Source organism: Mycolicibacterium agri, assembly GCF_002553505.1.
Taxonomy (GTDB): domain Bacteria; phylum Actinomycetota; class Actinomycetes; order Mycobacteriales; family Mycobacteriaceae; genus Mycobacterium; species Mycobacterium agri.
The window spans coordinates 167,758-193,272 of sequence record NZ_PDCP01000001.1 but is presented as its reverse complement, the minus strand read 5'-3'; the positions used below and the strand labels follow the sequence as shown (position 1 = coordinate 193,272).

Annotated in this window: 23 protein-coding genes; 13 read left to right on the top strand and 10 right to left on the bottom strand. The window is 62.4% G+C overall.

What is annotated here, in order from left to right; genetic code table 11:
* Positions 1-79 precede the first annotated feature (79 nt).
* The 6 genes from CQY20_RS00945 (at position 80) to CQY20_RS00920 (ending at position 4,534) form a co-directional block, all read left to right on the top strand.
* Entirely contained in the window at positions 80-616 is a 537-nt protein-coding gene (locus tag CQY20_RS00945) for an LbetaH domain-containing protein (RefSeq protein WP_163701446.1), read from the top strand.
* Positions 617-620: 4 nt separating this feature from the next.
* The gene (locus CQY20_RS00940; RefSeq protein ID WP_097937756.1) at positions 621-1,736 is read left to right on the top strand and encodes a glycosyltransferase; all 1,116 of its coding nucleotides are present in this window, start codon (positions 621-623) and stop codon (positions 1,734-1,736) included.
* Positions 1,733-2,386: an SGNH/GDSL hydrolase family protein gene (locus CQY20_RS00935; RefSeq protein ID WP_234816040.1), complete on the top strand. Its 654-nt coding sequence runs from the start codon at positions 1,733-1,735 to the stop codon at positions 2,384-2,386. Before CQY20_RS00940 ends, CQY20_RS00935 begins: the two co-directional genes overlap by 4 nt.
* A gap of 92 nt (positions 2,387-2,478) precedes the next feature.
* Positions 2,479-3,138, top strand: coding sequence for an SGNH/GDSL hydrolase family protein (locus CQY20_RS00930; protein ID WP_234816050.1), 660 nt, complete (start codon positions 2,479-2,481; stop codon positions 3,136-3,138).
* An 8-nt stretch (positions 3,139-3,146) separates the two neighbouring features.
* Positions 3,147-3,809 carry a YveK family protein gene (locus tag CQY20_RS00925; protein ID WP_097937754.1) on the top strand — a complete coding sequence of 221 codons (663 nt, stop codon included), beginning with the start codon at positions 3,147-3,149 and terminating at the stop codon, positions 3,807-3,809.
* Between the two features lie 17 nt (positions 3,810-3,826).
* The gene (locus CQY20_RS00920; protein WP_174814718.1) at positions 3,827-4,534 is read left to right on the top strand and encodes a YveK family protein; all 708 of its coding nucleotides are present in this window, start codon (positions 3,827-3,829) and stop codon (positions 4,532-4,534) included.
* 16 nt (positions 4,535-4,550) lie between these two features.
* Here the strand turns inward: CQY20_RS00920 and CQY20_RS00915 are convergent, their stop codons facing one another.
* Positions 4,551-5,522: an NAD-dependent epimerase/dehydratase family protein gene (locus CQY20_RS00915; RefSeq protein ID WP_097937752.1), complete on the bottom strand. Its 972-nt coding sequence runs from the start codon at positions 5,520-5,522 to the stop codon at positions 4,551-4,553.
* Positions 5,523-5,595: 73 nt separating this feature from the next.
* Complete coding sequence (locus CQY20_RS00910) at positions 5,596-6,930, bottom strand: nucleotide sugar dehydrogenase (RefSeq protein WP_097937751.1); 1,335 nt, start codon at positions 6,928-6,930, stop codon at positions 5,596-5,598.
* Positions 6,931-7,569: 639 nt separating this feature from the next.
* Between CQY20_RS00910 and CQY20_RS00905 the strand changes: the two genes are divergently transcribed.
* Together CQY20_RS00905 and CQY20_RS00900 are read left to right on the top strand one after the other, a co-directional pair.
* Positions 7,570-8,331, top strand: coding sequence for a hypothetical protein (locus tag CQY20_RS00905; protein ID WP_097937750.1), 762 nt, complete (start codon positions 7,570-7,572; stop codon positions 8,329-8,331).
* Positions 8,328-9,698, top strand: a complete 1,371-nt coding sequence (locus CQY20_RS00900) for an O-antigen ligase family protein (RefSeq protein ID WP_097937749.1) — start codon at positions 8,328-8,330, stop codon at positions 9,696-9,698. Before CQY20_RS00905 ends, CQY20_RS00900 begins: the two co-directional genes overlap by 4 nt.
* Positions 9,699-9,728: 30 nt before the next feature.
* Here the strand turns inward: CQY20_RS00900 and CQY20_RS00895 are convergent, their stop codons facing one another.
* Together CQY20_RS00895 and CQY20_RS00890 are read right to left on the bottom strand one after the other, a co-directional pair.
* Positions 9,729-10,619, bottom strand: a complete 891-nt coding sequence (locus CQY20_RS00895; protein ID WP_097937748.1) for a glycosyltransferase family 2 protein — start codon at positions 10,617-10,619, stop codon at positions 9,729-9,731.
* A 37-nt stretch (positions 10,620-10,656) separates the two neighbouring features.
* Complete coding sequence (locus CQY20_RS00890; protein ID WP_097937747.1) at positions 10,657-12,225, bottom strand: oligosaccharide flippase family protein; 1,569 nt, start codon at positions 12,223-12,225, stop codon at positions 10,657-10,659.
* 455 nt (positions 12,226-12,680) lie between these two features.
* Between CQY20_RS00890 and CQY20_RS00885 the strand changes: the two genes are divergently transcribed.
* The 5 genes from CQY20_RS00885 (at position 12,681) to CQY20_RS00865 (ending at position 18,370) form a co-directional block, all read left to right on the top strand.
* A complete protein-coding gene (locus CQY20_RS00885) occupies positions 12,681-13,610 on the top strand; it encodes a glycosyltransferase family 2 protein (RefSeq protein ID WP_234816039.1) in 930 nt (309 codons plus the stop codon).
* Between the two features lie 571 nt (positions 13,611-14,181).
* Entirely contained in the window at positions 14,182-14,742 is a 561-nt protein-coding gene (locus CQY20_RS00880) for a polysaccharide deacetylase family protein (RefSeq protein WP_234816038.1), read from the top strand.
* A 25-nt stretch (positions 14,743-14,767) separates the two neighbouring features.
* A complete protein-coding gene (locus tag CQY20_RS00875; protein WP_097937745.1) occupies positions 14,768-15,682 on the top strand; it encodes a glycosyltransferase family 2 protein in 915 nt (304 codons plus the stop codon).
* A gap of 47 nt (positions 15,683-15,729) precedes the next feature.
* Positions 15,730-16,812, top strand: a complete 1,083-nt coding sequence (locus CQY20_RS00870; protein ID WP_234816037.1) for a GNAT family N-acetyltransferase — start codon at positions 15,730-15,732, stop codon at positions 16,810-16,812.
* Positions 16,813-16,864: 52 nt separating this feature from the next.
* Entirely contained in the window at positions 16,865-18,370 is a 1,506-nt protein-coding gene (locus CQY20_RS00865) for a hypothetical protein (RefSeq protein ID WP_234816036.1), read from the top strand.
* Between the two features lie 46 nt (positions 18,371-18,416).
* Here CQY20_RS00865 and CQY20_RS00860 read toward each other — a convergent pair whose 3' ends face one another.
* From CQY20_RS00860 to CQY20_RS00835, 6 genes are all read right to left on the bottom strand, one after another.
* Positions 18,417-19,313, bottom strand: a complete 897-nt coding sequence (locus CQY20_RS00860) for a glycosyltransferase family 4 protein (RefSeq protein WP_163701229.1) — start codon at positions 19,311-19,313, stop codon at positions 18,417-18,419.
* Between the two features lie 615 nt (positions 19,314-19,928).
* The gene (locus CQY20_RS00855) at positions 19,929-21,209 is read right to left on the bottom strand and encodes a glycosyltransferase family 4 protein (RefSeq protein ID WP_163701232.1); all 1,281 of its coding nucleotides are present in this window, start codon (positions 21,207-21,209) and stop codon (positions 19,929-19,931) included.
* Positions 21,210-21,231: 22 nt separating this feature from the next.
* Positions 21,232-22,524, bottom strand: coding sequence for a polysaccharide pyruvyl transferase family protein (locus CQY20_RS00850; protein ID WP_097937742.1), 1,293 nt, complete (start codon positions 22,522-22,524; stop codon positions 21,232-21,234).
* Positions 22,521-23,903: a glutamate-1-semialdehyde 2,1-aminomutase gene (locus tag CQY20_RS00845; RefSeq protein ID WP_097937741.1), complete on the bottom strand. Its 1,383-nt coding sequence runs from the start codon at positions 23,901-23,903 to the stop codon at positions 22,521-22,523. The genes CQY20_RS00850 and CQY20_RS00845 overlap by 4 nt, the downstream gene beginning before the upstream one ends.
* A gap of 78 nt (positions 23,904-23,981) precedes the next feature.
* Positions 23,982-24,497, bottom strand: a complete 516-nt coding sequence (locus tag CQY20_RS00840) for a YdcF family protein (RefSeq protein ID WP_234816034.1) — start codon at positions 24,495-24,497, stop codon at positions 23,982-23,984.
* A gap of 97 nt (positions 24,498-24,594) precedes the next feature.
* Positions 24,595-25,488 carry a phytanoyl-CoA dioxygenase family protein gene (locus tag CQY20_RS00835; protein WP_097937740.1) on the bottom strand — a complete coding sequence of 298 codons (894 nt, stop codon included), beginning with the start codon at positions 25,486-25,488 and terminating at the stop codon, positions 24,595-24,597.
* Between the last annotated feature and the right edge of the window lie 27 nt (positions 25,489-25,515).

Here is a 25,515-nt window from a genome sequence, read left to right as displayed (position 1 = left end):
TTCTGAGTAGAATACACTCGTATTTTCGATGATATCCTGTGAAAAATCTTTGCTAGCGGAGGTGCGGGTGGCGGTATCGATGGCGACGAGATCGCTGGCGGCACGGCGCGGCCGGCCTTATGACAAGGGCCGCGGGTTCGCCATGCAGGTGCTGTGGGTGGCGGTGTCGACGCTGATCTTCACCCAGGTGTGGTGTCCCGCCCGGCTACGCTGCGCGATCCTGAGGCTCTTCGGAGCGCAAATTGGTAAGGGCGTACTCATCAGGCATCGCGTCTCCGTCCAGTGGCCGTGGAAGCTGGCGATCGGAGACAACTCCTGGATCGGGACCGGCGCCGAGCTGTACAACCTGGATGACATCGTCATCGGCTCGGACGTCTGCGTTTCGCAGTACGCGTTGTTGTGCACCGGCAGCCACGATCGCCGATCCGAGACGTTCGAGTTCGACAACGGGCCGATCGTCGTCGAGGACGGCGCATGGGTCTGCGCCCGCGCCACGGTCCTGCGCGGTGTCACCATCGGCGCCAACTCGGTGATCGGGGCCACCTCGTTGATCTCGTGCGACGTTCCGCCGGATTCGCTCGTGCAGCCCGCCCAACCCGTCGTCAGCAGGTTGTGACGACATGCGCATCCTGCAGGTGGTGACACTGCTCAGCCCGGACGGCGAATTCGGCGGTCCGGCGCGGGTGGCGCTGAACCAGAGCGCTGAGTTGGTCGGCCGTGGACACGACGTGACCATCATCGGTGCCGGCCGTGGCTACGAGCAACTGCCCACCGAGCTGGACGGCGTAACCGTCAAGCTCTTCACCGCGAGGACCCTTCTGCCCCGATCCGGCTTCTCGGGCGTGGCCGCTCCCGGCCTCCGAAAATGGTTGCGGGACAACTGGGCCGGCTTCGACGTGACCCACATCCACCTGGGTCGCGACCTCGTCGTTCTTCCGGTGGCAGTGGCCGCACGCCGACGCCACATGCCCTATGTCGTTCAAACCCACGGGATGGTCGGGCCGTCCAAACATCCTCTGGCCCGGCCGCTGGACAGGTACTGCACTCGCAAGGTTATCCGCGACGCGCAGGCAGTCTTCTACCTCAGCGCGGAAGAGCGAAAACACCTCTTCGACGTCGTAGGCCCCGGGCTTGCGCTTGTCGAGTTGGGCAACGGGGTACCGCGCTATCCCGCTGCCGCCAACGCAACCGGCCGGCCGGAGGTTCTGTTCGCGGCACGGATGCATCCACGGAAGCGTCCGGTTGCGTTTGTGGAGATGGCCAGGACGCTGCTCGACGCGGGCGTCGATGCGCGATTCGCGCTCGTCGGCCACGACGAGGGCGAGGGCCCCGCCGTGATGGCGGCTGTCGGTGGGGATCCCCGCATCACTTGGGAGGGAGGGCTGACTCCCGACGCGATCCCGGCGCGAATGGCGTCAGCGCGGGTTTATGTACTCCCTTCGGTTCGCGAACCACTCCCGATGTCGGTATTGGAGGCGATGTCGGTGGGCCTGCCCGTCGTCGTCACCAATGACTGCGGACTTGCGCCCCTGGTCGAGCGGTCGGGATGCGGTATCGTCACCGACCCTGCGGTGCCCGCGTTGGCCGCGGCGGTGGATGCGATTCTCGGCGACAGCGACATGGCGCAGTCGATGGGCGAGCGGGGCAGGCGAACGGTGCGCGCCGACTACGGCATGGAGGCGGTCGGCGATCGCCTGCTCGACACCTATTCCCACGTCGCGGAGAGTCTCCGATGATCAGACCGAATCGAACGATTGTTCAGGTCCTTGCAGCGCTCCTGCTCGGTGGCCAATTGGTCTGGGCGTCAACAATTGTGGGCGCCGCAGCGCCCCCGCAGCCAGCGCCGCTGACCATCGCCGTCGTCGGCGATCAGAACACCGCTGGAATCAACAACCGGCAGGTCTGGCCAACACTGATGGCGGCGAGGACGGGATGGTCGGTATTCAATTGCGCCCTTCCCGAAGCCGGCTTCGGCTCCGACGGGACGGGCGCTCAGTCTTTCGACTATCAGGTAGACCGCGCGCAGGCAGGGCATCCGAATGTCATTCTGCTGGTTACCGGCACGGCTGACGCTTCTCTAGGGGAGACGGAGAGTGTCACGGTCGGGGCGGTCGAAGCGCTCAACAAGATCATCCGTGGCGGTCAGCAGGTCGCCATCGTCGGTCCGATCTGGTACGCGACACCGGTTCCCGATTCGATCTGGCGCGTCAACGACGCGGTACGCAAGGTAGCCGAAGAGGCCAACGTGCCATTCTTCGACGCCATCGATCCGCCGCTGCTCAGCAAGGAGTTGATGCACCCCGATCTCAGCGGGCCAAGCGATGCGGGACAATCGGTGATCGCCGGCAAGATCGCGGAGTGGATTCGAACGGCGGTGCTGCGATGAATCGCACGCGGTTGTTCGACATTGCTGCGATAGCGCTCGCGATTGCGATTGCTATCGGAGCGGCGACCCTTTCGCGTTCGGCAGGCGCGTTGGTGTCGGCCGAGACAGCGCCCGCCGCCACTGTCCAGAGGCAAGCCAACACCGCCACTCGATCGCTGGCTCTCTTCATCGGCGACTCGTACACGGCAGGCAAGCACTCGGCGGAGATGTCCTACGGATGCAGGGCCGCCGTCCAGTTGGGCTGGCTCTGCGCTCTTTCCGCCAGAGGAGGCACCGGATACATCAGCGGTGGACCCGCAAACAGATGGAGTGATCCGGGTATCGGCGAGTCGCATTCGTTCAAGGAACGGGTGTCACATCTGGCCACACAGTATTCGCCGAACGTCGTGGTGCTCGATGGCGGACGCAACGACGTCTTCGCCCCGCGCGAAGACGTGTACAAGACCATGGTGTCGACGTTTTCCCAAGTGCGGCGTGCATGGCCTGATGCGCGGATCGTTTTCATGCGGCCGAGATTCATGGCCGATCCCCGGGACAACCTAGGCTTCGACGACGCGTTCATAACCAGGCTGAAGTCTGACCCGGCCGCACATGGAGTGACCTTCGTCGACCCCATCAGCACCTTCATCGGCACCGACACGTCTGTCCTACTCGGTGCCGACGGAGTACATCTCAACCGCGAAGGGGAAGACCTCATGACGAAAGCAGTTGTAGATGCTCTCGGATCGCTGCACATGGGGACGCGGCTGTGAATCCAGCAATGACCTCATACCTGCACGTCGTTCTCCGGCGGTGGCGCTGGCTGATGTGGGGCGTCTTGATCGCATTGGGCCTCACGCTGGTTCTGCTGATGCTCGAACCGCCGACGTACCGGTCGGATGCCACAGTGTTCGTCCGGACCCCAGGCGATGTGAGCCGCGTGGTGGACGGCGGCGACACCTATGCGCAGGGCCGGGCCAAGACCTACACCGCGCTGGCGACCAGTTCGACCGTATCGGACTGGGTGATCAAGGATCTCGGTCTCAACGAGCAGGCGGGTACGTTGGCCGGCCGTATCAAGGCGAGTAATCCACCGGGCACCGCGCTCATTCACATCTCGGTCGACAGCCCTTCTGCCGCCGAAGCCCAGCAGATTGCCACCGTATTCCTGGCCGAATACCGGGCGATGGTGCACGATCTCGAGTCGGTCCCCGGTTCGCTCGTCCCGCGTGCTGAACTCATCGTGGTCGACACACCCAGCCGGGGTGTCCGCGAAGTGGCGTGGGGCTTGCCCGTCGCCATCGTCCTGGTGAGCGTCGCGGTGGTCGGGCTGATTCTGGGCGCGGCCGCGGCCGTTCTGCGGTCCGTTTTCGAGACGGGCAGGCGGCTTAGCGGCGCCGCCGACAGCATTCCAGAACTCGACGCGCGGAAGGTGAACAGTTGACTCTGAAGGCATTCGCAATGGCAGCCCGGCGATACTGGCGGACATACTTCGTCGTCGCGGTCGTGGTTCTCGCGCTCGCATTCACCGCGATACTTCTCTCACCGAAGAGGTACACCTCCACCACCAGGCTGATGGTGTCCATCGAGGGTTCGACGACAGCGGCTGCATACCAGAACGATGAGGTCGGGACGCGGCGTGTGCTTTCGTACATGCCGCTCATCACCAGCGGTGTAGTCAGTCGACGTGTCGTCGACAAGCTCGGATTGCCGCTGACGCCCGAACAACTCGCGAGCAAGATCAATGTCGCCAATGTGCCCCCGAGGACTCCTCTGATCGACATCGAGGTCACCGATGATTCGCCCCAGCGAGCGAGACAAATCGCCAAGACGCTTGCCAGCGAGTTCATCAAGTACGCCGACTCGATCGAGACGCCCACCGGCGAAGATTCCCAGAAAGTCCACACCACGATCGTCAGCGACCCCGCCGAGGGTCGTGAGAACCCGTTGACGTCAGTTCTTCTCGGTGTGCTTGCCGCAGTCGCGGCCCTGCTACTGGGAGCGGTCGCAGTGTGGATCCGGGCTGCGCGGCAACGCGATGTACCTGCCGATGCCCAGGCGGAGGCGCCATCGCCCCGAGAAGAAGAAGCGGCTGACGATCTGCACGAGGCGCCATCCGACGAGGAAGCCTTCTGCCAGGAACCGGTCGAGGCGACTCAACACAGCTAGGGCCACTGACGTCGAATCAGCCGCTGCGTGAAGAGAGTTCTTGCGCACGGAGCCATTCGACCGTCTCGGCTATTCCCTCGCGTAGATCCACGCGCGCCTCCCACCCGAGCAACCGCTTTGCCTTCTCGACCGACGGCCACCGGCGTTGGACGTCGACCTCATAGCTCGGTAGATGTTCCAGAGCGAAGTCGGCCGGGTTCAAACCGCATGCCTGCCAGATGATCTGCGCTATTTCCGCTACCGAGCGCTCCTCCGGGGCCGAGATGTTGAAGTCTTCGTTCTCGCCTGCGGGATGCGCCATCGCGGTCACGATGCCGTCCGCAATGTCGTCGATATGTGTCAGCGTGCGTGTCTGCTCCCCCGACCCGAAGATCTCCAGTGGGCGCTGTCCCGACAACGCCTTTCGAATGAGGTCAGGCACAGCGTGCGCGATTCCCGGTTCAAAGTCCGGCAATTCACCCGGACCGTAGGCGTTGAAGGGCCTGCAGATCGTGTACGGCAGGCCGTGTTCGCCATGAATCGCCCGGCAGTACATCTCGCCGGCCAGCTTCGAAAAACCGTACGCGGAACGCGGAATCGGGCAGTCGTAGATGTGCTCTTCGGTGGTCGGGTACTCGGTGGCCCGTTCGAACACCATCGATGACGAGACGTAAACGAGCCGCTGCACGCGCTCGTGCAAGGCCGCACGGAAGACGCCATTGTAGAGGCCGGTATTCATCTCAAGCAGAGTGTGAGGAAGCTTGTGGAAGTTGGCGATTCCGCCGACTATCGCCGCGAGATGAATGACATGGGTACAGCCGTTTATCGCCGCCAGGGCTACGTCCACCGACCGAAGGTCACCGGTGTGGATCTCGCAGGTCTCGCGCATCCATTCCGGCGGCTCACGTTGATCCGATACTCGGACCTGGAACGCGCTGTCGCGCAGGAGCCTACGAACAACGGCAGTGCCGATGGTTCCGACGCCGCCCGTGACAAGTACGCGGCTCACTCGACAGCGCACTTATGTCGCGAGTTCAACACCGCTTCCACGCCACCACCATAGCCTGGTTCGGAGTCAGCCTCTACCAACCGATGCCGATGTAGCGGGGGTCGCCCCGGTAGTCGCCCGAGCCGGGGAAGCGGACTAGATCGACGACGACGCACCCGTCCGCCTGCCTGAGGGCGGCTATTGCTTCGGCGTTCGCCGCCGCGACAACACATACCTCCGCATGGTTGACGACTTCCTCGGGCGACCCGGCGACGAAACGAGAGAGCCGAGGGATGCATTGTTCCACGAAAGCCCGTTTGGAGTCGAGCAGTGACAACGAGACCTGGCTATCGTGGATCAGCAACTCGAATCCCTGGTCCACGAGGCGCTCGGCCAAAGCGACAAGTGGGCTCTCGCGTAGGTCGTCGGTGCCCTCCTTGAAAGCGAGCCCCAGCAGTCCCACACGCCGCTTGCCGGTGGCCTCGATGACCCTGAACACCCGCTCGATCTGACCTTCGTTCGAAGGGATGACGCCTTCGAGGATTGGAACCGACACGTCGGCATCGTTGGCGCGGTGGACCAGGGCACGAAGATCTTTGAGCAGACACGAACCGCCAAACGCAAAGCCTGGCCGTAGATAAGCGGGCGAAATATTCAGCTTGGTGTCCGCGGTGAGTATGTCCATCACGGCGTGGCTGTCGAGACCCAGCGCCTTGCAGATGGTTCCCATCTCGTTGGCGAATCCGACCTTGAGGGCATGAAAGCTGTTGTCCGCGTATTTGATCATCTCAGCGACGGCAAGCGGCACCCGGTGGACGGGGCCGGGCAGTCCGGCGTAGAGATCAGCGACAAGATCGCCGCTCGCATCGTCGAACTGGCCGATCACTACTTTGGGAGGGTCAAAGAAGTCGCTTACCGAACTGCCCTCGCGCAAGAACTCGGGGTTGACGGCCAGACCGAAGTCTTCGCCCACGCGCTTGCCCGACGCGTCCTGCAGACGCGGCAGCACAACTTGCTCACATGTCGTTGGCAGCATTGTGGATCGCACGACGACCGTGTAGCGACCGGACCGCCCGGCGAGCGCCGCTCCGATCTCGTCGCTGACGCGTTCGAGGTAACTCGTGTTAAGGCTGCCGTCCTCAGCCGACGGCGTGTCGACGCACACCAGGGCGATGTCAGAGTTCGCAATCGCATGAGCGGAATCGGTCGTCGCGCAGAGGCGTCCCGCCGCAACCTGCTCGGCGACGAGGTCACCGAGTCCCTCCTCAATCACCGGACTTTGACCCCGGTTGATCATCTCGACCTTCTCGGCGCATACATCAATGCCGATGACGGCGTGCCCGCGGCTTGCCAGACATGCCGCCGATACGCTACCGACGTAGCCAAGTCCAAAGACAGCGATCTTTCGAGCTACGCTGAAATAAGCCATGGCAATCTCCGTCAACCAATTCGAATCATGGCCGCATGGCGGATTGCCGGCCCGCTGATTAGTCGCAGCATGGACCCTCCTTCCGTCCCTGGAGGTCCCAGCGCCTCGACGACGCGCCCCCTTTGACGCAGCAATGCTAGCATACTTTGCTGAAATTGACTCGAAATGCATCCGACTGAATTTGTGATAGGCCCTGAGACGAGATTTGAGCACCGAACCAGACTGACAGCAGCTTCGCTGATTCCGCAGGAAATCGCGATAGTCAGTGATGACCGCACACGGGTGAGCCGCAACCCCAGAGGAAGGCGAAGTGGCTGGCCGGGTCCATCGGCACATAATGTGCTAAGTTTTCCAAATTTTGCTTAGCAAGCCAGCATTTCGGATAGTCCCATCTGTCGCCTGCCTGAGCCGACAGTAGAGTCCATCGACTCTCGCGCGCGGCGCGTCGGCAACAGACGCAATATGACCCAGTCCTATGTGGATCCCCTTCCGTACCCCTCAACGATGCCGATTCGAGCCGTCCGTGCGCCAAATTGAGATTCTCGCAAATTGTCTATCCATAGCCAGATCGGCGCGAAACCGGTAGATTGAGTTTGCCAAGAACCCCGGTGCCCGTGCAATCCTGATGAGGGGACGACGATGGATCTGTTTGACGTGGGGCGGTCTTGTCTTCGCCGCTGGTATCTGCTGATACCCATGCTGCTGGTGGTCGGCTGGTACGGATACTCCGCCTACAGTTCCGTGGTACCTGTCTACTACGCGAATACGGTGATCGGGCTGGCACCACCCAATTCGCGGGTGGAATACGTCGACGCCGGGGTCCCGCTACCGCGAAATGGTCTGCTGGACGAAGGCGGAGCGACACTGATCGCCAACATGACTCAAATAGGACTTCAGAAACAGTCGGTTGTCGACAAGGTCGTAGCGGCCGGCGGCCTGCCTGATTACTACGCCAAGATGCTCGCGGTACCGCCCGGCATCCCGCAACCGCCACTCATCCAGGTCGAGATCACCAGCGCGAAGCAGGAGGCGGTCACCAGAACGCTCGAACTCGTCATTGAGGAGGCTGAAGACACCCTCAAGTCGTTGCAGCAGCAAGCCCACGTGCCAGAGGACCAGATGGTGCACACGTTGTTGATATCACCGCCTACGGCTCCAGCGGAAGTAATGCCGAGTCGGACGAAGTCGACGCTGACGATTCTCATTGCCGGCAGCGGGTTGGCTGTGCTGGTTACCGTGCTGGCCGATGTCTTGTTGTCCCACTTGAAATCACGTCTACAGCGACGACGCCAAAGCAAGCTCGCAGCTGCCGAAATGTCGCGCCCCGCTGATCTTCCAACAGAGGATCACCAGCCGGTTAACTCCGCGCCCGTGGACCAGGCCGTCATGGAAAACACGTGACGACAACGCCGTTGGCCGCGCCGTCGACGGCGAACGCTGATCTGCGACCGTCGGATGCGGCCACATCCCGCGAGCAAACGCCGTGGTTGCTCGGGTTTCTCTGCCTGCTGATACCGATCCTGCCGGCCTTCTCGGTTCCGGCGGGACCCCTGAAAAGCAACGGTTCCCCCGCGAAGTTGATCGCGGTATTGCTTTTCGGCTTGGCCCTTCTCGGCTTCATGTTGGTCAGGCGGACCACACCACGACCAACTGTGCGCCCCGGCACCCTCATCATTCTGTTCTACTTCCTGCTCCAACTGGCCATCTATGGGGTGGGGCTTCTGAACGACGACGACGCAGTCGTCGCAGGCAACAGAACTCGGGCGCTGATCAACGTGGTCGCCAATGTCGGCGTCGCGCTATACATCCTCAGTCGTGTGCGGACGACTCGGCAACGCAATTTCGTTCTGGGCTGTCTCGCGGTTGGGCTCACTTTCGCCTGCCTTGTCGGCCTGCTGCAATCCATGACGAGCATCGACCTGCGCTACTTCTTTGCGCCCGAGGGATTCGTGACGAACACGGATGAACTCGAAATGGGTGAGCGCTGGGGCGCAAAGCGCGTCATGGGAACATCCCAACACGCCATTGAATTCTCGGTGCTGGCCGCGATAACTGTGCCGCTCGCCATTTTCTTTGCCCGAAACGCCGCGAAATGGGCGGTCCGACTGTTCGCCGTCGGGACCTGCGCATTGGCGTTGGCGGCGATGCCGGCCGCGGTCTCGAGGACTGGTGTCGTCGCGCTTGGCGCAGCCCTTGTTGTGTACGTGTGGAATTTCAAGCTACGCCATCTGCTCGTCGGGATCATAACCGGAGCTTTGGCGCTCGGCGCTTACCTCAACGCGTTCCCCGACACGGCGAAAGCGTTGTGGAACACGATCGTCAACTCGGAAGCGGATCCGAGCGTGCTATCGCGGACCGAGGACTACGCGAGGGTGTCCGAGTCATTTCGCGAGCACCCGATTTTCGGTCTCGGCCTCGGCGGCTCGCCACCGGCCGAGTTTGGCTATCTGGACAATGAATGGCTTCAGACAGTTGTGCAGGGCGGGATCGTCGGCGTCTTGGCGATAGTAGTGCTTGCCGGCGGAGGTCTCTTCGGTATCGCCGCCGCATTGCGCGCAGCGAAAACTCGAACCGACCGGGAGCAAGCTTACACGCTCGGATCAATGTTTGTCGCTATTCTCGTCTGTACATTCACCTTCGACCTTTTCAATTTTCAACAGGTAGTTCGCATTTTCTTCATCATCTACGGATTGCTATGGTGCAATTACGCGGTGCCGGTCCCCCCAACGGAGACGACGCCGCCCCGATTCCTCAAACATCTCGGGTGATCGAAAAGCGATAGCTTGCGCGGGACGCTGTCATGAACTCAACGACATTCGAACATGCCGGCCCAGCTGCTGATTTTTGGTCCGCCGAATTGCGCGCGGCGCTTGTTGCGCACGTATGGCTTTCTTCAATACGGCAACCGCCCACAGCCGTCTGGCCTTCATTCTGATTGCTGGGTCCAAATCGCGATTGCGGGCCAATCCGGACAAGATCCAGGGCCGATCCAACCATGCCGCATCCGTGGTGGCATACAGGATCGTCAACGTCGTCTCTTCCTGCGTTCTCACGGACAGTTCCGCGTCGACCCATGCAGCATCGGACCGTGCCAATATCCGGAGCCACAATTCCATATCGTCCGAATACCGCAGCTCAGTGCTGAATCCCCCGACTTCTCTCAGTAACGATGTCCGGACCATCACAGACGTCGGCTCCCCGATCCAGTTTCCCCTGCCTCCTTCATCGACATACTTTCGAATGATGCTCATTCCATCGTTGATGGCTTCGAGCGGCTCCAGCGGAGTATGAAGTTCCGCGAAATGACTGACCCATCCCGAATCGGATGATTCAATTCGTCGGCGGGCAAACGCCAAACCCACGCGCGGGTCGTCGAACATCGGTACCAGATGAGCGAGGCAGCCGGGCAAGAGCCTGTCGTCACTGTGAAGAAACTGAATTAAGTCACCCCGAGCATGTTCGATGCAGATGTTGTGATTCGCATTCGGACCGACGTTTTCCGTATTCCTGATCACCCGAATGCGCGGGTCTTTGAAGGCCATCACCCGATCGACCGTCGAGTCGGTCGACGCATTATCAACGACGAGGCATTCGAAGTCGCTGTAGGTCTGTTCCAGCGCGCTCGCGATGGCGGCATCGATGGAATCCTCGCAGTTGTATACAGGCACGCAGATCGTTACTTTCGGCATCGCGCTCCTCCCGTGGCATTTCTCGCCATGCGGCGGATCAGGTGCGGTTGTGGCACGAATTGTCTGTAGAAATTCCCAGCCGTTTGGCCACCGACGACGGCCATGCGGTCGCCGCGACCAAGATCGGCTGGTCGGCGAGCCTGTCTGGGAACAGTTGGAGTAGCTGCGGGCCAGCGACCGCGACGTAAACCACCAATCCGACCATCCCCCCGACCGCCAGCTTTGCAAGCGGATGGGCCAAGCCTTCGGTGACCAACAGCGCAACGCCAGCAGCTGCGAGGGCTGCCGCGACCGGTCTCGAGACGGCGCGCAATGCGACGCCCAAGCCGGCTCCGGTGGTGGCCTTCATTGCTATCAGGTACGCGGGCATCGTCACGACGAGCACTACGAGAATGTGTCCGACCCCGACGCCGACCAATCCACCAGTCCTGACCCCCACGATCAGGGTCGGGACGAGGGCGACCAGAGCCGTCGCTTGCACGAGGAACATCGTCATCGTTTTGCCTGACGCGATCATCATTTCATCGAACAACGTCCCGAGAACGTAGAGCACGCCATACAAAGCGAGCACCTGGACCACGGGTGCGGCGGTCAACCACTTGGCGCCATAGACGGCTTCGATGAGCGGATATGCGAAGGCACAGGTGAATGCGGCGATGGGACACGCGACAAGCGCCACGATTCGAACTGCCCGGTATACGGTCTCGCGGAGGTCCCGACCGTCACGCCGAGCGCCTGAAAACGCCGGTAGCGCAACCTGGTCCATAACTGCACCGAGTGCGGCAGTGGGCCAGGAACAGATAGTGAAGGCGAGCATGTAGAAACCGAGATCGGTGGTCGACGTCTCACGTCCGACGATCACATAGTCGATATTCAGCACAAACCGCGAAAGCAGCGTCCCGAGGGCGACCGGGATCCCGAACCGCAGCAGCGGTCCGACAAACTGTGCGTGCCAACCGGGTCGATAGCGCTTTTCCAGAGCGAGCACGATCATCACACCGACGACGCCATTCCCGACAACGCGAGACCAAGCGAAGGCTTCCGCCCCGTTGATGACCGTCGCCAAGCCCAGCAAGGTGGTATTGCTGAGAATGAACGCGACCACGTTGGCGCGGAATATCACGTCCTGCCGGAACAGTCGTTGGATCTGTGCGGCAGGCACGGCGATGATGCCTTGTACTGCAAGCGCGACCGCCAAAATCCGAATGGGTCCCGCTGCCTCAGGGGCTTCAAACGCCGACGCAACCGGGCCGGCGAGGAGGGCCATTGCGCCGGCAACCACACAAGTGCCGGACAGTGCAAAGGTGGTGACCGTCGGCCCCAACTTGTCTGCATCGAGATCCGAGCGTCCGATCGCTGATGCGACACCCCACGAAGCCAGCGACGCCACGAATCCATAGACCGCGATGGCCAATGCGTAGATGCCCAATTCGTCGGGCGAAATCAACCTGGCGACGACGGCCATCACCAGGATGTTGCCGAACCGGAGCAGTATCGCGCTTGCGGCGGTCCACAAGGCGCCTCGTCGCACGCTACGGGTGAGCGAACCCGCCTCCTGTTGAGGGGCGCATTCTGCTGTCGGTAGCGCCGTGCGTTCTTGTGTCATCCTGCGCGACGGCTTTCCAGCATCCGGGAGGACCCCGCAAGTGAAGACTCAAACCGCCGCCGTCGATCGACGTTGGCCGGCCGGCCTGGGCTCAATCTGATTAATGGCGTAGCTGAGCGCATAGTTGGCAATTCTCTCATGTGGACCCATACTTGTGCGAGGATTACTGCTGGATGGGTCAGATTTTCGTCGGTGGAGGCCTAATGACTATCTATAGGGCACATTGGCAATGCTACTTGCCGGACCACGTCGAAGTCGACCTGCTCGTGCAGAGATGCGGGAGATCGCTGAGTGCGATTTCGCAACTATTTGTAGCTTTGCTGCAAAGTCGCTCGGCCTACCGCGCTCGCGGGGTATGGTTTGGCCCCCTGGCGATGTTGAGACTCGGTCACGGCGGGCCGAGTGCGCACAGGCTCGCCGTCAATCCGAACCCAAAGCCTGCGCAGGAGACGCCGTTGGCCGCCAAATCCCATCCCCGTAAACAGATTTCCGGCGGACTTCAGCGGGGAGCCGTAATCATCCCGGCGAACAACGAGGCGGCCGTCATCAAACGCACCCTCGGTCCGCTGAGCCAGGCGGCCGTGGACGGGTTCGTCGAGTTGATCGTGGTGTGCAACGGTTGCACGGACGATACGGCCGAAATTGCGCGCGCCGTTCCCGGCGTTCAGGTCGTGGAGCGCAAGCAGGGCTCGAAGCCGATCGCACTCAACGCCGGCGACGAGGCGGCCACGCTATGGCCACGCTTGTACTTGGACGCCGACATTCAGATTTCGCCTGCCGCCGTTCTCGCGGTTCTGGATCGGCTTTCGTCGGGCGACGTGTTGGCCGCAAGACCGCAAGCGTGCTACGACGTCGGCGGCGCCAGCCCGCTCGTGCGGCGTTATTACCGGGCACGGCAGCGGATCTCGAAACACCAGCGTGCGATGTGGGGCGCCGGGGTCTACGGACTCAGCGCCGAGGGTCACCGACGATTGGGTGCCTTTCCGATGATTACGGGCGACGATCTTTACGTCGACACCCAATTCGATGCTGACGAGAAGGCCGTGGTGGCAACCGATCCGGTGATTGTGACCACACCCGCCGACGCCAGGAGCCTGCTCGCGGTCCTGCGTCGCGGCCACCGAGGCAAGGCCGAGATGTCCACGAAATGGCCACGACAAACTGCGAGGACGCCGGGCAGCGGGATGGATTCGGCGGTCGCGGTGTTGCGTGCCGTCCGCGGCCCTCAATCGGCTGTCGATGCGGCGGTCTACATCGGTATGGCGTTCGCCAAGCGGTGGAGTCTGCGTCAGGGACAAGGCTGGGAGCGAGATGAAAGCAGCCGATCGATGTCCGATTCGCGTTCGAGATCGGATGAGCTGGGCACCCCAGGACGACCAGCATAATAATTGCCTAATCTGCAGATCGATGTAAAAGATGGCGTATGTGTTTGACAGTCATCAATTGCTGTCTCGGCGCGCTCGTGCTTGGAAGATGGTTGTGAGCATCTTTACCGCCGGCGGCTACCAGGTGGTTGCGCGCCGCTTATCCGTGCTGGACCGGTTGAGCAATATCACGGTCGTTACCCGTTATATACTGCGGTTTTGATGCGCCGCCGCAAGGCGGTCGACTATATTCGGTGGCACCGTGAGGCGCTGTCGCCCGGCCTGATCGCGTTGTGAAACCGATCCGTGCACACGCTTTGCCGAACACGGATGACAGGATGTTCGCTGATTCGCGCCGAATATTAGCCATCGGTGCCGAGTCGGTGTAGTGTTCGTCGCGTGATCGTCTCCGGTGGTCAGTTGCAAGCGAGTCAGCGAAGCGGGTGATCGCGTGTCTATTGGTTCATCCCGTGCGATCGAGGCGGTGCCGCGTTCGGTGGTGAACATCACGGTCCATGGGATCGGTCCCGCGGGCCGCGACCGTGGCGGGGATGACGACCCGACATGGGTGAGTACCGCACAGTTCGAGCAGGTGCTCGACGCGGTGGTCGGACGATCCGACGTCCGGCTCACATTCGACGACGGCAACGCCTCCGATGTGGAGGTCGCGTTGCCGCGCCTCGTGGAGCGCGGCCTCACCGCGGAATTCTTCGTGCTCGCCGGAAAGTTGGGTGAGCGCGGACACCTAGACCGGGCAGCAGTCAGGTCGCTGCTGGACGCTGGCATGGCGATCGGCTCGCACGGCTGGTCGCACCGGGACTGGCGGCGGATCGATGAAACGCAAGCGCACCAGGAGTTCTACGAAGCCCACTGGGTACTTGCTGAAATCACCGGCGCCCCGGTGTCGAGGGTGGCGATCCCGTTCGGTTCCTATGACCGACATGTGCTGTGCCGGTTGAAGGCGGCGGGAGTGACTCGCGCGTATACGAGCGACGGCGGTCGCACGCGGGCGGACGGCTGGCTTCAAGCCAGAACCAGCATCCGGCGAGACCTCGATGCCGAGTGGATTGATCGTGTGCTCAACCCCGATACGTCCCTCGTGCATCGAGCTCGGGGCAGCGCCGTGCGGACGGTTAAGCGATTGCGGGGTTGATCGTGTTCGACGACGGAGGACAGGCATGACCAGCCCCGCGCGGCTTGCTGCGGTGATCGTGACCTATAACAGCGCCGACGTTATCGGTGATTGCCTTCGCTCGCTGTCCGAGCAGACGCCGCCGCCGGACTCGGTCATCGTCGTCGACAACGCGTCCAAGGACGAGTCACGCGTCATCGCAGCGGAATTCGCCGACATTGCCGTACAGGTGATAGAGCTCGGGCAGAACACGGGCTACGCCGCCGCGGTGAACGCAGGTCTGGCCGCGCTTGACCTGAACACCCTTGACGCGGTGCTGGTGCTGAACCCCGATTGCCGTGTTCGCGCAGGTGCATTGAACGTGCTCGCGTCTGCACTGCAGGAGGAGGGACGTGGCATCGCGGTGCCGCGCCTCGTCAACCCCGACGGGTCGTTGCAGCCCTCGCTGCGTCGCGAGCCGACCGTCGGCCGGGCGCTTGTCGAGGCGCTCCTCCCGGGTCGTCTCGCCGGCAGGCTCGGATCGCTCGGGGAATTGGTCACCGACCCTTCGGCCTACGAACGTGCCGGCGTGACGGCCTGGGCGACCGGCGCGGCGATGCTGCTGTCGGTGGCGGCGCTGCGCGAAGTCGGACCATGGGATGAGTCATTCCTGCTCTACAGCGAGGAAACCGAGTACTCGCTGCGTGCCTCGGACAAGGGTTGGCTCACTTGGTACGAGCCCGCCGCGGTATTCGAGCACATCGGCGGCGAATCAGGCAGCAATCCGATGCTTGCGTCGCTGATGACCGTCAACAAGGTGGCGCTGTTCCGGCGTCGGCATAATCGACTGCACTCCGCGGCCTTCTTCATCGCCGTCGCCGTTGGCGAAAGCATCCGCATGGCGACCGGACGTCGGACGTCACGCGCGTCGGTCGCCGCGCTGCTACAACCGTCGCGGCGGGTCCGGGAACTGGTTTCATGACCCTGGGGCCGAGGTCACATCACTCCGGCGGCGCCGGGGGCAGGCTTGTGCCGTTCGAGGCGCTCACCCGCGAGGAAATCGACGCATGGCACGCGCTGCGAGCAAGCAATGCGGCACTGGACAGCCCATATTTCCACCCGGAGTTCGCCGCAGCGGTGCACGCATGTGGCCAGCCCGTCTCCGTCGTCGTCCTGCGCGACCACACCTCGGGAGCGATTACTGCGCTTCTGCCCGGCCACCGGGAGGGTGCACGGCTGCGACCGGTCGGCTGGCCGGGCGCCGACTTCCAGGGGCCCGTGATGGCCCTGGGTACGGCATTGTCCCCCATGGACTTTCTGGTCGATGGGGTACGCGAGCTTGCATTCGATCACCTGCTTCCGGCCGCACCCGGTTTCGAACCGTGGATCATTGCCAGCCAGCCGTCGCCCTACCTCGACACGACGGGTGGCCTAGATGGCTACCTGGAACGGGTCTCGCGAACCGGTAAGGACAACATGGGCCAAGCACGACGACGAGCCGCGAAGGCCGGACGCATGTATGGTCCGGTACGGTTCGAGGCCGACGTCGTCGATCACGACGCGCTCGCTCGGGTCATTGCGCTGAAGCGAGCCCAGTACGCCGCCACCGGCAGCCGGGACTACTTCAGCGATCGGAACCGGATCGAGCTGGTCCACCGGCTCCTGCACACCCGCGACCCTCTGTTCGCAGGCATTCTCTCTACGGTCCACGCCGGCGAACGTCTGATCGCCGCGCACTTCGGCATCCGCTCGGCCGGCGTCTTGCACTGGTGGTTCCCGGTCTACGACCCCGAATATGCGCAGCTCTCGCCGGGATGGATCCTCCTTCGCGAACTCGTCGCTGCGACACCGGATCTCGGCATCCGCAGGATTGACCTCGGGCGCGGCGACGATGAGTACAAGCGGCGGGCGAAGACCGGCGAAACACAGGTGAGCAGGGCCTTCGTCACGCGCAGCGGCACCCGACAAAGATTTCGTCGCGCACACCACAGCATGGTCATTGCCGCCAAAGCCTCACCGCTTGCCCCAGGGCTACGCGTTGTCGTCCACCGGATGCGCGGTGCCAGGCGGTCCATCCTCACCACGTCGAACCAAAAGAAAGGTCAGACATGAAGGTTCGCGTTCGCCGACTCGGTTGTGTGCGCCGTCATAGGCCGGTGTGAGCGTGAGCGTGTCGCGCAGGCCTGTCGCGTTGATCCTCGCGGGTTTACTCCTGGCGATGTCGAGCATGCTCCCGGGGTGTGCACACACCGCCAAGGAGATCCGTACTGCGAATCAAGTTTCGCAGTACGGCATCACATGGAAGTTTGACCGGGACTACCCCGTTGGCCAGTTCGTCAACGGCGACTGGTGGGTCGTCGGCCCGGTAACCGTTGTTTCGGTGACCCCGGCGCCGGGTCCCGCACCCGCGGGTGAGGTGTTCGGCCAGGACATCAACGAGTGGGGTGACACCGGCCTGCAGGACAACAGAGAGCGTCGCAACGGTTCGATGGTGGTGATGAGCCTCGGCCCGTCGCAGGGCTACGATTCACGCGGAATCACCTATGATCCGGCCACCTCGATCAGCTTCCCCTATCAGTTGCCGGCCGATCGTTCGCTCATCTCGACGATCAGCGAGCCGACAGTCCCGAACACCGTGATGAACGCCGACATCATGTGGGACTCCGAAAAGTCTTCCTACAACGTGCTGAAGACGGCCGCGGTGCTGACCAGCCTTTCGGAAGCGCCACCGGCGGACGCGTTTCGGCCGACGTATGTCGGCGGCAACAAGGAGATCTTCCGCGCCTCCAGCCTGCGCTGGGACCGACTTAAGAATCTGCCGATCGATACAACGAAATACCCAGTACCGTCGTTCGAACAGTATGCGCGCTACCTGGAGCGGCCCTGGATCGATCACATGAACGGCACGTGGGAGGGCAACTACCTTGTGCCGGTCGACAACCAGCCTCCTTACGGGCGCGAAGTCGCCCGTATCGTGGGGACGGCCTCGCTCCTACTCAACATGGACGCCACCCAGGATCAGAAACGACGCTTGCTCTACAACCTCATCCAATACGGTATCGATCTGCACGGGATGGTTGAACTCGGAGCGGTGTTCAACGAAGGCGGCGGCATCACCAGTGGACGGAAGTGGCCCCTGTTGTTCACCAGTTTGATGCTGGACGACCCATCCTTTATCCCCCCGACGCGGACCTCCGTGTTCCACGAGGACGCCCAAACTTATTACGGCCAAGGGTGGTACGGCCAACAGGCGCTCTGGCAGATCGTGATGCACCATGGCACACGCGAGCCATACCAGGAGAAGCCGCCATCGCAGTGGGACGACTGGGATGAAACATCCGAGGATTATCGGGTTTGCTGCACCGTCCGTGCCTGGGTCGGGGAAGGACTCGCAGCCCTGTTAATGGGCGCCAAGGGCGCGTGGGATCACAACGCTTTCTTCGACGCCATAGAAGACTGGATGCGGAAAGACGATCTATACGCCGCGAATCGCCAGGGTTACCCCCGCCCGACGGAGGAGACGACGACCTTCGACCCGTTCGTCGACGCCTTCTGGGCACTCCACCGAGGCGATGTTCCTACCCAACTCGACGGTGTTACCGATCTCAAATGGGACGTGAACCAAAGTGACGACCTCAAGTGGGTGCCGAATACCCGGCCGGGGACCTAACGAACAGCCGAGCACTCTTGTGACCTTGCAACGACCTCGGCGCCAGTCAATGTGACGTTTTCGCCGCGAATCGCGTGTCCCCTGGAATTGCGGAAGGCTGATCGGCCGGCTCACCATCGAGCGCTCGCAAGAGTCTCTCGGCGACTGCAGGCCAGGTGAACATCGCCGAGCGCTCCTTCGCAGCGGCACCCATCCGCGCCGCCGTGCGCGGATCGCACAGACGCAGCATCGCCGACACCAACGCTTGGAAGTCATACGGGTCGATAACAAGTCCCCCGTCACCGATCAGGAATTCAGAACCCCCGGATACGGTGCCGATGCTTGGAATGCCGGCAGCCGCAGCTTCCACATAGGCTATGCCGAAAGCTTCTGTGTAGGACGGCATGACGAAACAGGTCGCCTCGGAGAAGAGGCGAGACAAGCGCTCGATCTCGACTGGATCATCGAGCCGCAATACTCCGTGCGGGGTCACGCCCGCTTCGTGCAGCGGCGGGTGACGACCTACAACATCCAGGGTCGCCGAAGGCGCCACCTTCTTGACGGATCGGAACGCTTCGAGGACACCTGCTCCGTTCTTTCGCTCCCAATCGATCCCGACGAACAGGAACCGGGGAGCGCTCCAATCACGTTGCAATTTCCCTTCATTGGATTCCGGAGCACGGTGATTGCAGCCAACCCCGACCGCATGGACCTTCGACGCGGGCACGCCATAGTCATCGATCACCGAACGAGCCGCCCACTGGCTGGTGAGGCAACAGGCGACCGCCTGTTCGTAAACGGCGTGCTGACGACGCACCCGGGATCTGTAGGCGCGCTCCGACAACAAGTCCCAGCCTCGATACGGGAACACCTTCGTCTGCTGAACCGTCATGTCCTCGTACGTGACGATTGGTACACGAGTTCGCAGCGTATAGCCTGTGCCGATTTGAATGATGCCATCCAATTCAGTCAGCCTGCGCAACGTGTAAGACGCGGCCGTCGAGTCCAAGCTCGAGATCAACGGGGAGACGGCGGCCGCGGCGCGAGCCCGCTGGACGGCTTCACGCCAGTTTCTGCCGGGACGCAAATACGGAACCGCGACTGCATTACGCGCAAGACCCCTCAACTGTGGAGGAGGTCCGATTCGTATCGCGACCGGCTCGACACCCGCCGCCCTGAGTCCTGTGACGACGCCGTATGGGGTCCCGGACCATGTCGAAGGCTGAGCGGGATCGCCTCCCTGGAAAGTGACACCGATTCGCTTCATGATCGTCCTAACTGGGCCACTGCGCTACGCAACCGTTGCCGCACCGGCCTGCGTCGCACGTTACTGGTTTCAAGACACATCCATGCCTCTATGGCAAATGTTCTTTCCTTTGCCATCGCCTGCGATTGTGCCCGGCGCGCGCATCGATCTGAAAGATGGCGCCGATCGTCGTGTAACGCGGCGTCGGCCAGTATCGGTACATGGAAATATGACTGGCGGGCCATTGCTGCCACTGCCGGCGATCGGATCCGCCATGGCCGTGTCGGCGTCTACCGCCAGAACGGTCGCGCTGCGATCGACAGACAAACTCGCTCATCGCATCCCGATGCAGCCAGGCGCGCCGCGACAACCGGCATCGTTCGCCAGCCGCCGTCGAGATTCGGCGAGATCGGTAATCCACTCCTCGTAGGAGTCCAGCGCGGTGGTCGCGGACAGAAGTGATGCGCTGTAGCGGCGGCCCGCCTGACCTAACTTCGCCGCGAGCGCACGGTCGGCACCGAGCCGGAGAGCCTCGGCGAGCAACAGATCGGGTCGGTCTGCCGGCACGCGGACTCCGGCGCCGGAAGCCATGACCTCTTGCGCGGTGAACCCTGCTTCGTCCGTCGCAGCAAGGATCGGTTTACCGGCGCTGAAGTACGAGGTGAGCTTGCTCGGCAGCGACATCTGTGCAACGCCAGGACGTTCGTTCACCAGCAGCACGTCTGCGGCGCCGAGTGCGGCGGGCAATTCCTCCTCGCGGACAGGGGACAGGAACTCGAGCGCGCCGACGCCCGCGCCTGCGGCTTGCAGGTCCGCACGTTGGTTGCCGTCACCCAACAGCACAAAGCGCACCCGACTTCCGCTGCGGCCGGCCAATTCGGCTGCGGCTACGACGTTTTCCAGCCCCTGTTTGTAGCCCATATTTCCGGCATGCAAGACGACGACCTCGTCGTGGCTCCAGCCATGCGCGTCACGGAAGGCTGCGCTGGCAGACGGGTTCGGATGATCGACGTGAGTCCAGTTGCGGATGTCGCGAATGCGGTGCGCTTCCACACCGTGACGCTCCGTGAGATCCCTCCCGAATCCGGGGTGAATCACCACAACTCCATCGGCCAGCCGAACAGCGAACGATTCGACCGCATGTATTGCACGGGCTGACAGGCCCGACGCGGCTCCCGTTTCGGTGACCCCACGGCTGTACACATCCTGCACCAAGATTCCGATAGCTGGCCTCGGCCACGTCATCCGCGCGCGTACGGCTGCCATCGCGACCGCCAGCAGCGGCGGTGTCACGAAAACCACCACCTCGGGCCGGCCCCAGCGGCTGGTCAGCAGTTGCAGGCCGAACGTGACCTCCATTGCCGCGCGTCCGCGCCACGACAACGTGTGGGGCACAGAGTGGCTGAAACGACGGACATGCACTCCGTCGATCCGCTCATCAGATCGGAATGCCGAAACTTCCTTGCTGCGTTTCCATTGCGGATAGTGGGGAAAGCCGGTCAGAACCGCAACCTGGTGTCCCCGCTCGGCCAAACCCGTTGCGAGGCCGGTTGTATACGGGGCGATACCGGTCGGCTCCGGCGCGTAGTTGATCCCGAGGATCGCGATCCTCATCGGCCGATCCTGACCGACGCCATTACCGGCTTCCAACTCCGTTTAGGATGGCGGCTGGTACGCCGGGTTGGACCGGCGGGCCGATCAGGCTTTCAAATTGACGTTCAAGCTCCCGGAGGTATTGCTGGTTCCGGTTATCGACGGTCGGTGAGAAAGCGTCCCACTTCTCCAGCAGTTCGTCGAGGTCGGCCAGGATCGCCTCCGGCACGATGCTTTCCGCGTGATGGCAGTAGTCACCAAGGCCCATGCTCTTCATGATCTCGTCGAATCTCGCGGCATAGCCGAGCGAGACGACCGGGCGATTCATCATCAAAGCGCCGACTACATTGTGGTAGCGCGTGGCGATAACGGCATCCGTGGCAGCAATCTGTGTCAGCAGATCATGCATCGTGTCGATGGGCTCGGCAATCAACCGACCGGCCGGAACGTCGCCATCTCTGCGCTGCCGAACACTTTTGAGGAGTGCATCGACAGCGCTTTCATCGCAGGTTTCGCCGATGAGTACCCGCACCGTGTAGCCCTTGTCGAGGAGTCGGCAAGCGATCGTGGACATGTTGTCTATATAGGATCGGAAGATTCCCTCGCCGCTGACCGGGTCGTTCGCCCAGCCCTGATATGCCATGACACCGAGACCGATCGTCGGGCTACTTCCCGGTAGCGTGGGGCCCGCGGGGCGAGTCACGCCGAACACCAGGTCCGGCATCACTGGTGTGTCGTCGGCCGACGCACCGATTTCCGACATATACGAACGAGAGATATCGTCGCGATACGAACGGTAGCTCGAGAACCTGACCGCACGCTTCATGAGGAACCGGTTCACCGGGTGCCTGATCGGCCCTGCCCCGACGTTCACGAATGCGAATTTCGTCCGTGCCAGTTTCGCGCTGAGCGACCAACGGAACAGGTGGTACGGCATCCTATGCGGGCGTTCCCCGAAGTCGTCGAGTATCCCGGTTCCCGGGACGATCACAAGATCTGTTCGCCGCAGGAAGCGGTAGACTGCGACCCACCGCGCGAGCTCGAACAGGGGACGCTGCACCATTCGAAGCAGGCGGGGTCCCGATGGTGCGTCCGGTAGCGGTCCGGACATGTGGATCGGTACGGCATTGATTCCGTACTCTGATCGAACGACCTCGGGATGGAAACAGACGCAGACGAGTTCGGCCTCGGGATCGTGGCGTTGCACTGCGAACCTGGCACTCGTCAGCGCTGCGTCGTTGCCCAAGTTTCCTGCGCCGTAAAGACCGAAGAACGCGATCACCCGGGCGTCCGGCTTCGACGAGGCGGAAATGCGGTTTGTGGCAAATACTTTCACGCTATACCTCCTAGGTCCGCCGCCACGGGAAGTGCACCGCCGTAATCACGCCGGGGTGCGGCGAATTGGCGGATGGCAGGAGCGACAGGGCGACCCTCTAGCAGCCCTGCGACAGAACCGCGCTCGATCGCGCGCCGGTATAGGGGAAGGGCAATGCGTATCGCAGCGACGGTCCGTTCGACGTCGGAATCGGTGTGAGCCGCCGAAGTGACGAACGATTGGCCCAGCACACCGTGGCGGAGCAACTCCTGCAGGAACAGCGTGCGGTAGGCCTGCGAAGGGCGCCCGTGCGCATCCCGCGTGACGAAGGTCAGGCATGATGACCTGCCGATCAGCTGTAGGTAGTCGGCCAAGCCCGCTTCGCGGATCGCCGCTTCGACAGTCGAAAGCAACAGCTGTCCAGCCCTTTCCATCCGGCCGATCGGATCGTCGGTTCTGTATGCCTTCACCACCGCGCGGAACGCCGCCAGCGATCCGGTCTCGGGGCCATGCGTCGTGGATAGGAGAAACACCCGCTCCCGGTCGGTTCGGAGTCCGCCGAGTTCCATGAACTCGCGCTTGCCCGCCAAGGCCGACACCGGGAAGCCGTTGCCGATGGCCTTTCCCCAGCAGGAAAGGTCCGGTTGCACGTCATAGAGTCCCTGTGCACCGTGTATGGACCAGCGGAATCCGGTGATCATCTCGTCAAGGATCAATAGCGTGCCGTGCTGATCACATAATCGTCGAACACCCTGGAGGTAGCCGGGTTCCGGTTCTGTCGTCGACGTAGCGGCCTCGAGTATCACGCACGCGATGTCATCGCCCTTCAGGACGGCCGAAAGTGACTCAAGATCGTTGTAGCGGAAGCGAACTGTCGCGCTCCGGCTTGATTCTGGGACCCCGCAGTCCATTTGGGTACCGCCGATGAACCAGTCGTCAGTGGAGAAGAAAGGCTGGTCGCAAGCTGCAACCTTGACACGACCGGTCACAGCGCGGGCCAAGCGGACCGCGGCGGTAGTGACATCGGACCCGTTCTTGGCGAACTTCACCATGTCCGCGCCGGGAACGAGATCCAGGAAATCCTCGGCCGCGGCGAGCTCGATCGCGGTCGGTCGGCTGAAGTTGACCCCGTTTGCGATCTCACGGCAGACCGCCTCGACGACTGGCCGGAAGCCGTGACCTAGCGTCACCGAGCGCAAGCCCATGCCGTATTCGATGTACTCGTTGCCGTCGACGTCCCAGACGTGGCAGCCCAAGCCACGCATCAACACCGGCGCCATCCCTTCGGGATACTGATCGGGGCCGCGTGCGTAGGTGTGCGCACCGCCAGGGACCACATGATGCAGTCGGTCCTGCAAATCGTTGGAACGTTCGAACGATCTATTCACTGGCACGGGCATTGCGGAACTCCCGTCGGAGAAAGCGGCTTCTGTGACTGCCGACTGACGCTGGTCTGTTGAGTTGCCATCGCATGACGCTCAGCATCCGGACTGCACTGCCGCGCGGACGAAGCCGGCAGTTTGGTATATGAAGCTCCGCGCCCATTCAAGCGGCGAAAGTTCGGTTTCGCTCTCCCTCATCATCAGATCACCGTGGAAGCAACGCTGGATGATGTAACGCGCACGCGTGATGTGTGGTGCATCCGTCAACACGATCACGCTGTGCCAGCCCTTGGCGGTCGCAAGGCGCTCAAGCGCACGCGCTTCTCCCCTTGTCGTTCGGGGGTTCGGCTCGACGCAGCTCACGGTGAAGCGATATCTTTGGTGGCTGCACAGGTCGGTAAGCCAAATAGCCTCAGCACCATTGGGATTGGAGAACACCACGTCGGCGGTGTATCCCTGCAGCGCATACTCCAGTCCGAGTGTGTAGGCAGCGTCGCCGCTGCCGCCGAGAACGAAGACTGCATCGGCATGTCGCAGTTGGTCAACTTGCGGCGTAACGTAGACAGGCCAGCCCAGCATGGTGACCACTGTCAATACGACCAGCGCGGCCACCCCCCACCGCACGGACCGTTTCGTCCTCGGCCTCCGACGGATGGTCGCTGGAGGCGGTCTGTCCACCGCCGCCTCCTCGCGACAGGTCACTGAAGATTCATACATTCGCAGGCGCCAATCCCTCATAAGAAACCACAACATCTTCGGCGATCCGCTCGAAATTGCTTGCGCACAGGAAGTCTCGCAACGATGTCCCTGTGCATTCCGAATCGATGTTCGGTGCCTCGACGCGGGATTGCACGTCGTCGATGTTCACGGTCCGAAAATCGATGCTGAACCTGGTCTGGCCGGAAGTGTTCGGAACAGTCGAGTGCAACTGATTGCCGGAAAAGAGCATGATCCCGCCTACCTCGGGCACGACGCGCACCTGGGGTTCGAGTTGCAGGGGCTCCTCCGGTTTCGGCTGATCCCGAGTGTCAACCTTGATGTGCTGGGCAGCGGTGGGCCTGCTGGTCCGATTCCACTCGTAGTAGTTGTAGCGACGCGACCCATTGCGCACTGGGCGGTCCCAGTATTGGGGATGAAACGCCATCACGTTTTCGGGAACCACCGGATAGATCGGGATCCACCAGTTGAGCTGACTGAACGGCGCGGAGTACCACGTGTCCCGATGCGGGTGGAACGCATAGGAGATCCCGGTCGTCAAGAAGTCATCGGAAGTCGACGTCCGCATCCGAGGGACGTCGAAATAGGTCCGGTCGAGGTCACAGCCGAAGCGCTCTAACACCGCCCTGATCCGCTTCTTCGACTCGGGATGATGGATGAACCTCGGCTTCAGGTCCGCTAGTAGCGACGCGAACTCCTCGACCGGCACGTCGTACTGCGCGGTCTGCGGGTCTCGTTGGCCAAACGCTTCGGTGATGAGGTCGCGGGCGTGGTCGACCAGCGCAAGCGACTCCGGTGACGCCGAGAACACGAGGACCTGCCCGCGATACAGCCGCGCACGCCGCTCTTCGTCGGCGAGGTCGGGGTTGAACAGAACTGTGGTCATGAGGAGCGCCTACCTTTCTGGACAGGA